The organism is Pedobacter folensis (assembly GCF_056490665.1).
Genome location: NZ_JBWJIF010000001.1, coordinates 1,540,545 through 1,555,218, shown reverse-complemented (window position 1 = coordinate 1,555,218; position 14,674 = coordinate 1,540,545). Strand labels below are relative to the sequence as shown.

Annotated in this window: 8 protein-coding genes; 7 read left to right on the top strand and 1 reads right to left on the bottom strand. The window is 42.7% G+C overall.

What is annotated here, in order from left to right; translation table 11 throughout:
- Positions 1–1,065, top strand: a complete 1,065-nt coding sequence (locus AC04QZ_RS06170) for a DUF5013 domain-containing protein (protein WP_478357015.1) — start codon at positions 1–3, stop codon at positions 1,063–1,065.
- 94 nt (positions 1,066–1,159) lie between these two features.
- Here AC04QZ_RS06170 and AC04QZ_RS06165 read toward each other — a convergent pair whose 3' ends face one another.
- Positions 1,160–2,173 (bottom strand): LacI family DNA-binding transcriptional regulator, encoded by a 1,014-nt coding sequence (locus AC04QZ_RS06165; protein WP_478357014.1) that lies wholly within the window; start codon positions 2,171–2,173, stop codon positions 1,160–1,162.
- Positions 2,174–2,348: 175 nt separating this feature from the next.
- Between AC04QZ_RS06165 and AC04QZ_RS06160 the strand changes: the two genes are divergently transcribed.
- The 6 genes from AC04QZ_RS06160 to AC04QZ_RS06135 are packed head-to-tail and all read left to right on the top strand — an operon-like array spanning position 2,349 to position 14,621.
- Entirely contained in the window at positions 2,349–5,354 is a 3,006-nt protein-coding gene (locus AC04QZ_RS06160) for a SusC/RagA family TonB-linked outer membrane protein (protein WP_478357013.1), read from the top strand.
- Positions 5,355–5,365: 11 nt separating this feature from the next.
- Positions 5,366–7,024 (top strand): RagB/SusD family nutrient uptake outer membrane protein, encoded by a 1,659-nt coding sequence (locus tag AC04QZ_RS06155; protein ID WP_478357012.1) that lies wholly within the window; start codon positions 5,366–5,368, stop codon positions 7,022–7,024.
- 15 nt (positions 7,025–7,039) lie between these two features.
- A complete protein-coding gene (locus AC04QZ_RS06150; RefSeq protein ID WP_478357011.1) occupies positions 7,040–9,055 on the top strand; it encodes a glycoside hydrolase family 2 protein in 2,016 nt (671 codons plus the stop codon).
- 6 nt (positions 9,056–9,061) lie between these two features.
- Positions 9,062–11,341 (top strand): FAD-dependent oxidoreductase, encoded by a 2,280-nt coding sequence (locus AC04QZ_RS06145; RefSeq protein WP_478357010.1) that lies wholly within the window; start codon positions 9,062–9,064, stop codon positions 11,339–11,341.
- 7 nt (positions 11,342–11,348) lie between these two features.
- Entirely contained in the window at positions 11,349–13,034 is a 1,686-nt protein-coding gene (locus AC04QZ_RS06140) for a sodium:solute symporter family protein (RefSeq protein WP_478357009.1), read from the top strand.
- A 42-nt stretch (positions 13,035–13,076) separates the two neighbouring features.
- A complete protein-coding gene (locus tag AC04QZ_RS06135) occupies positions 13,077–14,621 on the top strand; it encodes a glycoside hydrolase family 53 protein (RefSeq protein ID WP_478357008.1) in 1,545 nt (514 codons plus the stop codon).
- Positions 14,622–14,674: the final 53 nt, after the last annotated feature.

The following is a 14,674-nucleotide window of genomic DNA, read 5'->3' as shown; positions in this document are numbered from 1 at the left end:
ATGATGAAAACAAACTTCAAACAAGCGATGATAGCAATCGCATTACTCTTAATATTATCAACCAATGCCTGTAAGGTTGATACTTTAAAAAGTCTGTCCATAATAGAACCTAAAGTATCTTTGGTACAGGTTACCAGTGGCCAGCTGATACTCAAAACAGACAATATTGTTGTAGATAAACCTAATCAGTTAGTGAGAAGAGCCTTAGGCCTGGCACTTTCCGGTTTGCAGGAAAATGAGGGCTTTAGTGCTGATTTACAGCTTGATTTTAATGATGTGCCGCAGGGTTACGATAAGCTAAGTTCATCAGAGTGTTTTCTGAGTGCTTCGGCAACTTCCAAAGATCCGGTATCAACGGTTAATGTTGCTGCTGGAAGTCCGCAAGGCGCATTTTATATCAATATTACGAAAGCCGCAATTGATGCACACGCAGGAAAACCGGTAGCCGTAAAAGTTAAAGTGCTTAAAACCAGTAAGTATAGTCTTAATCCCACAGCACAATCAGCGTATGTGCTTATGAATACCTCAGAGTTCGGCACACTCAAAACCGATGTAACAAGCAGCTACATTAAAAATGCTATTTTTGCACGACAAACAGGAACAACCGCCCGTTTTGTAAACTTACAGGATTGGATCAGTAATGATGCGATTAAGAACTCGAGACCAACGGGCGCCGGTTATGATCAGAATGTTGGATTTATGGGACTGGAGCGTTGGAGTTCAGGAGACAGTCCGATTATTAACGGTAAAATCTTTCAAACTTTCAGCCTACCTGCCGGAACTTACGCTATTGATGTTGATATGAAGAAAGTGGCCGCTGATCGCGACTCATACTTTGTGGTAACCGAGGGGGCTACTTTACCCGACGCTGCCGGAATAGGTACAGCAATTGCACAAAGACCCATAACCAATGACCTGAATAATAAAATGCTGAGTTTTGACTTTAAGACTACTGCTACCAAACAGATATCGATGGGTTTTCTAATCACAATTGATCAGGGGACACAGAAGATCATCCAGGCGAGCAGTATTAAAATGTATAAAGTAGAAAATTTATTTGATTAGGTTTTCAGCCTATGATGTGATGCAAAAAGTACAAGAAAATACCTGTTTTCCTTTCTTTCAGGGCAAAGGAAAGCGGTAGAAGGTTTTGACCGTCCTAACTTGAATCCCTAACGATAAGTTTTGTTTTGAGTAGGACGGTCTGGGCCTTCCAATCTTCTACATTCCGTTGTATCTGATCGATCAGTAATTGTGCAGCAACCCTGCCCATTTCCTGAATGGGTTGTTCAACGGTGGTTAGCGCGGGTTCAATAAAGGAGGAAATCATATCATTACTGTAGCCAACTACAGCAACTTCTCCGGGTACTGTAATTCCGTTCTTTTTTAGTACCCTTATGGTTTCTATCGCCGCTGGATCATTAATGGCAAAAATGGCATCAGGACGGGGCTCCAGTGATAGGAAGTAATCAATATGTTTTTCCACACTTGTAATGGTCAGATCATATTCGGCAAATAGTGCCTCATCAACAGGAAAGCCATGTTTTTGCAAGGCGAGCGTATAACCTTCCCGCCGCTTGTTGCTTATAGATAAAGACTGGGGACCACCAAGGTGGGCAATTCTTTTCCGGCCTTTTTTAATCAGGTGTTCAACAGCTGCAAAAGCGCCTTCCATGTCGTCAACAATCACTTTAGGAACAATCATCTCATCACATACCCGATTGAAGAAAACAATTGGAATCCCCTTGCGATGAAAGACTTTCAGATGGTCGAAATTCTTGGTTTCCTTTGTTATAGACACCATGAGCCCATCCACCTGATGCACCAGCATAACCTTGGCATTGGCTACCTCGGTATCGTAGCTTTCGTCAGATTGACTGATGATTAAATTGTAGCCAGCAGCTTTGGCTTTTGCCTGCGCACCGATTATTACCTGTGGGAAGAACGATCTGGTAAACTCCGGTACAATGATACCCAAAGTAAGACTTGATTTCTTGATGAGGCCAATGGAGAACATATTGCGTTCATACTCCATCTCTTCAGCAAGCTTGAGCACTTTTTCCCGGGTATGTTGATGAACACTGGCGTGCCCGGTTAAAGCCCTGGAAACCGTAGACTTGGAAATCCCCAATTGCCGGGCAATATCAATAATCGTGATCTGGTGCTTTTTCATGAGGTTAAAGCTAATTATTTTTTGGGAATGTTCCCAAAAATGGGAGCATTCCCAAAAATGTTTTAACAAAAAATCTGAAGTGAGCGCTGAATTTTGAAATAGATTTGTTGCATGTCAAGTGAGGTTTTAGTTCAAGTCCTAAGACCTGCTTATAAAATAACTAACCAAATTAAAAATGAAAAGAAGACTAACTTTTTTGGCCATTTTCATCTTGTGCAGTAATTATCTGTTTGCACAAATTCCTGCCCTGATTAAGGGTAAGGTTAATGATGAAACTGGTCAGCCCCTTGTAGGTGCCACTGTTCTGCTTACTGTAGAAAAGAAAAATGTGGCGACTGATAACAATGGTAATTTTACTATCCAATCCAATAATTCTTCTAATAAGGTTCAGATTTCTTTTGTGGGATATAAAACCACTGAACTATCACTTCCGGTTTCGGGAAATAGTCTAACGGTCGCGCTACAGAAAGAAGGGATCGAAATGAATGAAGTCGTGGTGGTAGGCTATGGTACGGCTACTAAAAAGGACCTGACCGGTGCGGTATCAACCTTAAGTGGTGACCTGTTGACCGACCGTAAAACGACACGGGTGAGCCAGGCATTACAGGGTGCTATACCAGGTGTTTCAGTTACCAGATCGTCTGGTGGGCCTGCTGCTGGTAGTACGATACGGATCCGTGGTATAACAACGCTTGGCGTTAATGATCCCTTGGTAATTGTTGATGGTGTACCCGGAAATATAGATAATGTGAGTCCGGATGACATAGAGAATATTTCGGTACTTAAAGATGCTGCATCATCAGCAATATATGGATCAAGAGCCGCTGCCGGTGTAATCCTGATCAGTACTAAGCGGGCAAAAAGCGGTCAGGCCAGTATTACCTACAGTGCCGATTTCGGCTTGCAAAAAATAAGTTCTCTACCTGAATTTGCAGATGCTGCAACCTGGATGAGGTTAAATAATGAAATGAAGGTGAATGATGGGTTAACGCCAATCTATTCAAATGATATCATCAATAATTATGCAGCATTAAATGCAGCAGAGCCTGATAAATATCCAAATACAAACTGGCAAAAGACCTATTTTAAGAAGTCTGCATTCCAGCAACGTCATAATCTCGATATTGCCATAGGGGCCAAAAACATAAAAACAAAAGTGATATTTGGTTATACCGACCAGCCTGGAATGGATCCTAACCGATCATTTGAACGCTATTCGCTCAGGGTTAACAACGACCTCAACATCAACGACAAATTAAGTGCAAATGTAGACCTGGCATTTTATAGGGCACTTGCTTTTTCGGCGAGCTCGAGTGATTTGTTTCTGGTAAAACAACTTTCCAGCATTTATGACGATTTTTATTCTGATGGTCGCTATGCACCGGGCAAAGATGGAGGTAATCCTTTGGCTAATAATTACCTCGGAGGAGAATATAACAGCCGTAACAATCAATTAAATGCTCGTTTGCAGCTTAATTATGAGCCTTTAAAGGGTTTGAAGTTTTCAGGTGTTTTTGCGCCACAGTTGGGTTTTACCAAGTATAGTACCTTTTCGAAGATTGTTCGATACACCGCATTAAATGATCCATCGGTTATAGTCAACACGTCTGGTACAAGCAATTCACTCAATGAAAGCCAGGAATATTCACAGGCGATTAATGCCCAGTTTCTGGCAAACTACCAGTTAACGGTAGCTAAACACCATAGTTTTACGGCGCTTTTGGGCTTTGAGAACAATGCCTTTCGAAACGAAAATTCGGGGCAATACAGAGATGGCTATGTACTTACAGATTATCAGGTGATCGATGCTGGCGCTAAACTCAACTGGTCTAACAGCGGTAATGCCAACGAGAGTGCATTAAGGTCTTTTTTCGGAAGACTGACCTATAACTTCAAAAACAAATATCTCCTGCAAACCAATTTCCGGTACGACGGATCTTCACGGTTTTCTCAGGAAAACCGTTGGGGCTTTTTTCCATCAGTATCAGCAGGCTGGGTAATTTCAGAAGAAGATTTTCTTAAAGATGAATCAAGGCTGTCTTTTCTGAAAATCAGGGGATCGTGGGGTAGAAATGGAAATCAGCAGATCGGAAATTATAGCTATCAGGCATTGGTTGCATTGGGTTCCACCTTATTCTATAATGCAGCAGGACAAATTGTGCCCGCCAGTAGCGGTAATCAGGAAGATTTTGCTGTCCGAAATAAAACCTGGGAAACCAAGGAAGACTATGATATCGGTGTGGATGCCGGTTTTTTTGATAACCGTTTAACAATAAATGCCGACTATTTTTATAAAAACACTTACGATATCCTGCTGAATCTTCCCATACCCCTGAGTACAGGCTTAAATGCGACCTCTCAGAATGCAGGAAAACTGATTAATAAGGGCTGGGAAGCTCAGGTAGGCTGGAACGATAAGATAAATGAAGATTGGAGCTACAGTGTTTCTGCCAACATCTCTGATTTCAAAAACCGCATTGTAGACTTAAAAGGAACTTCAACGCTGGGAGACCAGGCGATTCTGGAAGGTCAGCCTTATAATGCCTGGTATGGATATGAGAACATCGGTTATTTTAAAGATGCTGCAGATGTTGCTTCCTCACCCAAGCTTACCGGTGCAGAACGTCCGGGCGATATTAAATACCGCGATATTAACGGCGATGGCAAGATCTCAGCTGACAAAGATCGTGTGATTTTGGGCAACGCTCTCCCGCGGTATATGTATGGCGGAAATGCAAGCCTTAAATTCAGACAGATTGATTTTGGATTTTCATTTCAAGGTGTAGGTAAACAACTGGGTAAACCGCAGAGTCTTATGTATCAGCCTTTTATTGATAATTTGGGTAATGTGCCCGTTTATATGATCGATAACACCTGGACTCCAGATAGGCCAGAGGCACAATATCCGCGCCTAACCTACAATAACCGGGGTGGGAATTATGCGAATTCAGATTTCTTTTTGTTCAACTCTGCTTATTTCAGACTGAAAGACGTTACTCTCGGATATACTTTTAGCCCTAAGGTACTGCGACATGTCGGCTTAAAAAGCGCAAGGATTTTTGCCAGTGCGACAGATCTTTTTGCCTTGAGCAACTATCCAAAAGGATGGGATCCTGAAGGTGGACAAAGCGATAACCCAATCGTAACTACATACTACGGTGGTTTAAGTGTAACCTTTTAATTAAAAACAACATGAAATCAAAATATACCTATTGCATTCTTGCCATTACTTTATTTACGTTAGGATGCAAAAAATTAGATCGGTTTCCATTGGATAAACCCAGTACCGAGACTTTCTATTCGAATAAAACTGAACTCGAACTGGCTGTAAATGCGCTATACAATGCGGCGCTCTATCCGCAGGATGCAGAAGATTGGGGTGATAGTTATTGGCAGCGTACTGGTAATGGAAATGATGTTATACACGGTACAACCACTATACAGTCGGGAACTTTTTCCAATACCTGGCTAACCGCTTATAAAGGAATAGCCAGGGCAAATGGAATTTTGGATAACATTAACAAAGCTCAGGATGTTACCACCGAATATCGCCGTCAGCTCGAGGCGCAGGCACGTTTTGCAAGAGCTTATGAATATGGTATTCTCATCGTCCATTTCGGAGATGTTCCATTGATAAAAACCACACAAACACTCGAACAGGCTAAGACAGTTACCAGAGCGCCTAAAGCGGAAGTCGTTCGGTTTATCTACGATGAACTTGATTTTGCAGCAGCTGTCCTTCCCAGTTCTTACCCAACTGGACTACAATATTGGACCAAGGGCACTGCGCTGGCTATAAAGGCCAGGATTGCAATCTCATTGAATGATTGGGCCGTAGCAGCCGATGCAGCGAAAAAAGTTATGGACTTAAAAGTGTATGGACTTTACCCTTCCTATAGAGATTTATTTTTGAGAGTAGGGCAGCATAGTCAGGAGATCATTATGTCTTTTCCAAGATCGACTACATACAACCAGTTTTACGACATTCAGTATACCATTAGCCGTAATGCAGGTGGCTTTGCATCTAATATTCCAACCATTGATTTTATTGATAGTTATGAATGCAGAGATGGCTTAATGATAGATAAATCTCCCCTGTATAATTTTAAAAAACCTTTTGAAAACCGCGATCCGAGGTTAAAGGCAACAATCGTTACCCCTGGGGAAAACTGGCTGGGTTATATTTATGAAAATCATCCCGACAGTACGATGGTATTTAGTACAAAAGATAACAAAAAGGTAACCAATAAAGATGCTAAAAATGCGGGTTTCCCATTTGCCAGCTATACTGGCTATCTATGGAAAAAAGGAATAGATGAAAGTCAGGTTGCTCAATACAACAAGGTCGATCTCGATCAGATCATTATCCGTTATGCTGAAATATTATTGATTTATGCGGAAGCCAAAATCGAACTCAACCAGATCGATCAATCTGTGCTGGATGCCATAAATATGGTACGAGCCAGGGCATATGGTGTGGCTTTGTCGGCAACCGCTGCCTATCCGTCTATTACTACTTCAGTTCAGGCAGATTTGCGACGGGTGTTAAGAAGAGAGCGAAGAATGGAACTCGTTTTGGAAGGCCGGAGATACATGGATTTGATCCGCTGGAAACTTGCAGAAAAAGTAATGACCACTCAAATCGTAGGCGTACCGGTCAATAAAGCTGATTATCCTTTTCCCGGAACACCAACTTTCGATGTAAACGATATTCCATCTTATGCTGCCTTCATTTCAAAGTTGTCTATCTTAGATACAAGGGCATTCAATCCTTCAAAACATTATATATGGCCTGTACCCTATGCCGAAACTACCTTAAATGCCGGTTTAGGTCAAAATACAGGCTGGTAACATAACTGAACACCAATGAAACACTATAAAACTAAATTTCTGGTTTGCTTAGCGCTGCTTCTTCAAACTATTCAGCTAACAGCTCAAGAAAAACAGGGCGATATTTCTTTAAATGGCGACTGGCGTTTTTCGCTTGATTTTACCCAAACAGGCGAAGAGCGGGGTTGGACTAAAGACAGGTATTCAGCTGACTCGAGATGGGACAAAGTGAAAGTGCCCCATAGTTTCTCCGCAGATGGCCGTTACCTTTTTTTTGAAGGGAATGCATGGTACAGGAAGAGATTCAACTTCCAGCCTGCTGAAAATGCAGGCAACAAGGTTTTTCTTCATTTCGATGCCGTTTTTAACCGCTCAGAAGTTTGGCTCAATGATCAACGTGTAGGCGCACATGAGGGCGGTTATACCCCTTTTGAGTTTGATGTGACCAATGTACTCAGGCAAGGGCAGAATACCCTGGTAGTCAAAGTAAATAACCATTTGGATTCACTTACCATACCAACTATCGGAAGTAACCCGGAAAATGCCGGAAATGTAGGCTGGATCAATTATGGAGGGATCACCAGAAATGTTTATCTCAAAACCAGGCCCGAACTGTACATCAGTAAAGTGAAGATAGAGGCCATACCTGATCTTAAGCGTGGTACAGCTCAGATCAAAGTAGCTACATGGCTAAGTAAGGGAAACTGGAATGACCCGGTAAATATCCGTTTCTTTAAAAACGGTAAGCTCCTACCTGCTCAGATGGTTATCAAACCTACCGTACAGAACAGATCTTCTGACGGCTATCTTCAGGCAACCACTACATTCAAGGCTAAGGATACGCAATTATGGGGACTTGATCATCCTGAACTTTATCAGGCCAGGGTTACGGTTGGTAAAGATACGCAAAGCGTAAGCTTTGGTATCCGTAAGGTTGAAGTGAAAGGAGCTCAACTATTATTGAATGGCGAAGCCGTTAAGCTCGGCGGGGGAAACCTGGTACTCGACTATCCTAAAATCGGTTCGGTTGTTTCGGATAGTCTGGCCGATCATTACCTGCGGACAATGAAGAATGGAGGAATGGAATTTCAGCGCCTTACCCATTATCCGCTTCCTGAAAGTATTTTAGATTGGGCAGATAAAAATGGCATGCTGATCATTGCTGAGGCGGGGAACTGGGGATATCAGGATCGCGAGCTCAACAATAAATCTCTTCGTGAGGTGTATAAAAAGCAGCTCAGGGAAATGATCGAACAGGATTGGAACCATCCTTCTGTAATTGCCTATAGTGTTGGTAATGAATATGAATCTGGAAGACCTGCCGGAGTAGATTGGACCAGGGACATGTTCGCTTATATCAAAACGATAGACACCAGCAGACTGTTAACCTTTGTTAGCAATAAACTGGCTGGAAAATACGAACGCCCTGAACAGGAAGCCAGCTACTATGCAGATTTTATCTGCGCGAACATCTATGCAGATCTTGCTGGACTGGCGTGGACTGTTGATAAAATCCAGCGGGAATACCCAAACAAACCCATTCTGATTAGCGAGTGGGGCCAAAGGGCAGACCAGGTGAAAAATGAGCAGCAACGATCGGTTTACATTCACGCAGCAATAGATATTTTTCGAAAAAGCAACGCAGTAATCGGATGTGCCTGGTGGTCTGTAAATGATTATTACAGTCGTTATTCAGGGAGTAATGCCGAGGGGCAAAGGCCCTGGGGACTGGTAGATTATTATTTAAAGCCCAGGGAAGCTTACATCGCCCAGCAGGAAGAATTCTCTCCGCTTATTGTCACCAAAAAAAGCTACACCAAAGAGAACGGAAAGCTCGTATTGGAATTCACCTGCAGAAAGGATTTTCCAAGTTATACACTTACTCATTACATGCTGCAGTATGGTGGAGAGAGTAAAATAATTCCACAGATCAAGCCGGGTGAGCATCAGGAAATTCAAATCAATGTTCCTGCTGGATTAACCTCTTTACCCATTCATGTACTAAAACCTACGGGCTTTACTGCCCTGACCACTACTATCGACCTTAAATAAAAATATATGCTATTAGCGAGAGAAAAAGAGAAAAGAAGCCTAAGAAATGTCAGTATCCACACAGAAATGGTGATTGTAGGGGGAGGATTATCCGGGGTTTGCGCAGCGATAACAGCGGCAAGATTTGGAGTTAAAGTGGTGCTGGTGCAGGATCGGCCGGTATTGGGTGGCAATGCATCAAGCGAAGTGCGGTTGTGGGTACTGGGTGCCACTTCACACATGGGCAACAATAACCGCTGGGCAAGAGAAGGTGGCGTGATTGATGAGTTGCTTGTAGAGAATATGTATCGCAATCCGGAAGGAAACCCTTTAATTTTCGACACCATCCTGCTTGATGCAGTGATGGCCGAGCCGAATATTCAGCTGTTACTCAATACAGCGGTTTATGAACTGGAGAAAAATACCAGAGGTGAAATTGCATCAATACGTGGGTTTTGTAGCCAGAACTCTAGTTTGTTTACTGTTTCTGCACCATTATTTTGCGACTGTTCCGGTGATGGCATCCTGGGATTTCTTTCCGGTGCCGCATTTCGGATGGGCGCTGAACCTAAGACAGAATTTAATGAGAAGTTTGCCCCAAGTAAAGAATATGGTGAGCTTTTAGGGCATTCGCTCTATTTTTACTCTAAAGATACCGGTAAACCTGTTCAATACAAAGCCCCTGAATTTGCCCTCACTGATGTCACCAAGATTCCCCGCTACAAGAGCTTTAATACAAAAGAGTTTGGCTGTAGGTTGTGGTGGATTGAGTACGGAGGCCGTATGGATACGGTGTATGATACAGAAGAGATTAAATGGGAACTCTGGAAAGTCGTTTATGGTACATGGGATTATATCAAGAACTCTGGAAACTTTCCGGATGCGGAAAACCTCACCTTAGAATGGGTAGGCACGATCCCCGGTAAACGCGAGAGCCGGAGGTTTGAGGGGGAATATATCCTGAACCAACGGGATATCATCGAACAACGGCACCATCAGGATGCAGTAGCTTATGGGGGCTGGTCGCTTGATCTTCACCCCGCCGATGGTGTTTTTAGCGATAAGCCAGGTTGTAATCAATGGCATGCAAAAGGCATTTACCAAATTCCTTACCGTTGTTTATACAGCAGAAATGTTAAAAATCTTTTTCTTGGGGGCCGGATAATCAGCGCGAGCCATGTTGCTTTTGCCTCAACCAGGGTAATGGCCACGAGTGCCAACGCCGCACAGGTTATAGGTGCTGCGGCAAAGATTTGTCTAACACATCAGATTCTTCCGGCAGAAGTTCTTTCTTCGGGCAAAATGGCCGCGTTGCAACAACAGTTACTTCGGGCCGGCCAGTTCATTCCAGGTTTTAGCATAAATGATGGAAATGACCTGGTTGCCTCTGCTGGGATTTCTGCATCAAGCGAACTGAGGTTGTCAACTATGTATAGCAATATGCAGCTTCAGCCACTAACGATATCTACTGCACAATTAATTCCGGTGCAAAAAGGAAGATTTCCAAAAGTGGGCTTCAAGGTTTCGTGTACCGCTGAAACATCTCTTAACCTGCGTTTAATGGGCAGTAGCAAGCCTGGGAACTTCACTCCAGACGTACTTTTGGAAGAACAGGAACTTAAACTTTCACCAGAAACGGAGTGGATGGAGGTAGATTTTGATTTTGCTGTTGAAAAGGATGCTTATTTGTTTTTGATCCTCGATAAAAATCCTTTAGTGCAGGTCGCTTTTACTCAACAGCGCATCACCGGAATATTATCTGTCTTTAATCTGGTAAACAAGGCTGTATCCAATTACGGGAAGCAGATTCCTACTGAAGATATCGGAGTAGATGAATTCGAATTCTGGTGCCCGCAACGACGTCCGGAAGGGTTAAATCTGGCGCTTGATTTTACACCAGCCCTAAAGCCTTTTTCTGTTGAAAACATACGTAATGGCATAGACCGGCCTGTAAGTGGGACAAATGCCTGGGCGGCAGATTTTTATGATTCCAATCCAACTATCAGGTTAAAATGGGAAGAAGCTAAAAAAGTGTCAAAAATTGAAATCGTTTTTGATTGTGATTATGACCATCCAATGGAATCGGTTCTCATGTCTCATCCCGAATCGGTAATGCCATTCTGTATCAGGAATTATCAGATTAAAGATGCAGCTGGGAATATCATTTTCGAAAAAACGGGGAATTATCAGGGAAGAAACAGTATCATTTTAAACCAACCGGTAATTACTGATAGTTTGAACTTTATTTTTGAACACCCATCAGTTGAGGTTCCTGCCGCAATATTTGCAATTAGATGTTATAATTAAGATTATCATGGTACAACTTGATTTTTATGTAATGGCGGTTTTCGCCGTAGTGATATTTGCGATCGGGCTTACTTTTACCAAAATGGGGAGTAAAAATGGTCAGGCTTTTTTCGAGGCCGGAGGAGCAACGCCCTGGTGGATTAATGGACTTTCTCTTTTTATCAGTTACTTCTCGGCCGGAACTTTCGTCGTATGGGGATCTATTGCCTATAAGAATGGACTGGTTGCCAACGTCATCCAGCTTACTATGGCCATCAGCGGTTTTCTGGTAGCAAGATTTATTGCAGGAAAGTGGAAAAAAACAGGGGCAGTAACTGCAGCAGATTATCTGGGAACACGTTTTGGGGTTAAAACACAACAGTTCTACACCTATCTGGTATTGCTGCTGAGCTTATTTGCAACAGCTGCGGTATTATATCCGGTAGGGAAAATGGTTCATGTAGCCACTCCCTTTTCACTTAATGCCTGTATCATTGTAATTGGTCTGTTGATTGTAGTGTATACCGCTGCAGGCGGACTTTGGGCAGTATTGGTAACCGATGTGGTACAGTTCGTAATTCTTACCGCTTCGGTGTTAATTGTTATTCCGATTGCTTTTAGTGAGATAGGTGGTGTAGGGCAGTTATTTAAAAAAGCTCCGGATAACTTTTTCCAACCTTTCAATGCTGATTATACCTTTGAATTTATGCTGGCTTTTGTAGTTTACCAGCTTTTTTATATTGGTGGTAACTGGTCTTATGTTCAGCGTTATACAAGCGTATCTACCGTAAAAGAATCTAAAAAAGTAGCTTATCTTTTTGCTGTTTTATATTTGGTTAGTCCTGTTATTTGGATGATTCCTCCGATGATCTATCGGATTATTAATCCAAACCTACAGGGCTTGGAGCCTGAAGGGGCATACATGATGCTTTGTCAAAAGGTACTTCCCGCTGGTTTAATCGGAATAGTCCTTTCCGGGATGATCTCCGCCACTTCCAGCAAGGCGAACACAACCATCAATTTGGTGGCAACAGTTTTTGCTAATGACATTTATAAGTCGGTGATCAGGCCAAAGGCAACAGATAAGGAAATGATTTTAATGGCGCGGTTGTTTACATTGTTTTTCGGCGCAGCCACCATTATCGTTGCCATCTTAATTCCCCGGGCCGGGGGAGTAGTGGAAGTGGTACTCAGCACGGCCTCTATTGCAGGCGGTGCACTCTTCGGGCCTATTATCTGGTCGCTTTTTAGCAGGAGACAAACCTCCTTTTCCTTAGTTTTTATTTCCATAACCTGTTTGCTTACAGGGCTCTTTTTCAAAGTGGTCACACCCGTGCTTTTTGACATCAAATTAAGCCGTACCGTTGAGACAATTTTGGGCGTTGGACTACCAGTTTTGCTTCTGCTTTGCTTTGAACTTTATTATCGGTCGTTGAAGCAATGGGGGCCCGATTTGATGGTTGCCAAAGCGATAGAACTGAAGACAGAAGTTACCGCTAACCATGCTGCTAAACAACAGAATATTTTTGGTATAAAGGTAATTGCGATCGCTATGGCGGTGGTTGGATGTGGAATAACCATTTTAGGAATCATCGCTACGGTGTTTTCAGGAATTGTGATCGGAGTAGGACTGCTCATCTTACTGGTTGCCCTGGTAATTTTCTTTTCGATAAAACGACAGGAAAATTCAGAACTCGCTGTCGGGAAAAATTAACCCCGACAAACCTAATTTTTTTGCTAACCAATTTAAATCAATATGAGAAAGTACAGTTTTCTGGCTATGGTCATTCTATGTCCATTTGCCTTCGCCTGCAAAAAGGCTGCATCATCAGATGCAAATGAGCGAAATGCCGACCACTTAAAGGTTGAAAAAATGTTATCCAGCTCAGTGAGTACACTGAACAATTCACTGGACCCGGATTTTGCTGTTGGGGTAGACCTCAGTTCGGTTGCAAAAGATGTAGCCAAAGGCGCGGTCTATTATGATCAGGCCGGTACTCAAACAGAGTGTAACCTGCTTTTCAAAAACCTTGGCGCAAATGCAGTGCGGTTAAGGGTGTGGGTTAACCACACTTTGGGTTATTCCAATCAGGCAAGTGTAGTGTCGCAGGCAGTTATTGCCCATAATCTGGGTATGCGGATTATGATCGATTTCCATTATAGCGATACCTGGGCAGATCCCGGCCATCAAATTAAACCAACTGCCTGGAATGCTTTTACACTCGCCCAGTTGAAAGACGCTGTTTACAACCATACTTACAGTGTAATGGATTCGCTAAAAGACAATGGAATTTATCCTGATTGGGTACAGGTGGGTAATGAGACGAACAATGGTATGCTCTGGGACACTGGAAAAGCCTCAGCCAGTATGGCTAATTATGCTGCACTGGTGAATAAAGGCTATGATGCAGTGAAGGCCGTTAGCCCAAACAGTAAAGTTATTATTCATGTTGCCGGAGGCGATAATTACGGTTCACTCCAGTTTATATATGATGGGCTTACAGGCAACGGCGGAAAATTTGATGTGATGGGATTGTCATTGTATCCCTCAAGTAGCAATACCTGGCAAGCAGCCAATAATCAGTGTTTCGTGAATATGAAACGGCTTGTCAACACTTATAACAAAGATGTGATGGTTTGTGAAATTGGCCTCAACTGGCAGGATTCGGTGAAATGCAGAGCGTATGTCGCGGACATTATCAACAAAACAAGGCATGTACCTAATGGTCGTGGTCTTGGCGTTTTTTACTGGGCACCAGAGTCTTATTCTCCGGTTACAACGTATCCAAAGGGAATGATGAACGCACAGGGAAGACCTAGTATATCAACAGAGGCGTTTCGTGATTCGGTTAATATGAATTATATACTTAATCCGGATTTTGATGAGCAGGGTCCGACTCACAATCCTGTTTCCTGGTATTGTACCAATGGCACAGCAAATACCAATGGGGCGTATACCGAAACAAGCGCTTATAACGGAAATTATCGGTTGAGCCATTGGAAAAGCACAGCCTATACTGTTAAAAGTTACCAGGTGGCCAGTGGAATACCAAATGGTAACTATACCCTCAGGGCTTATGTATTAAGCGGCGGTGGTCAGGATACTTGTCAGCTTATTGCAAAAGAGTATGGAGCCATTGGTGTTCAAAAAACAGCAGGTATTCCGGCAACTTCTACCTGGAAGAGAATTCAGATCAATAACATTGCGGTAACCAACAATAGCTGTAAAGTAGTTCTTTATAGTAAGGCCAATGCCGGAAACTGGTGTAGTTTAGATGGAGTAGAACTCTTAAAACAGTAAGGTTACAAACACGTTAATTCCCTTTGAAAAAAACAATCGAATCTAATCACCCT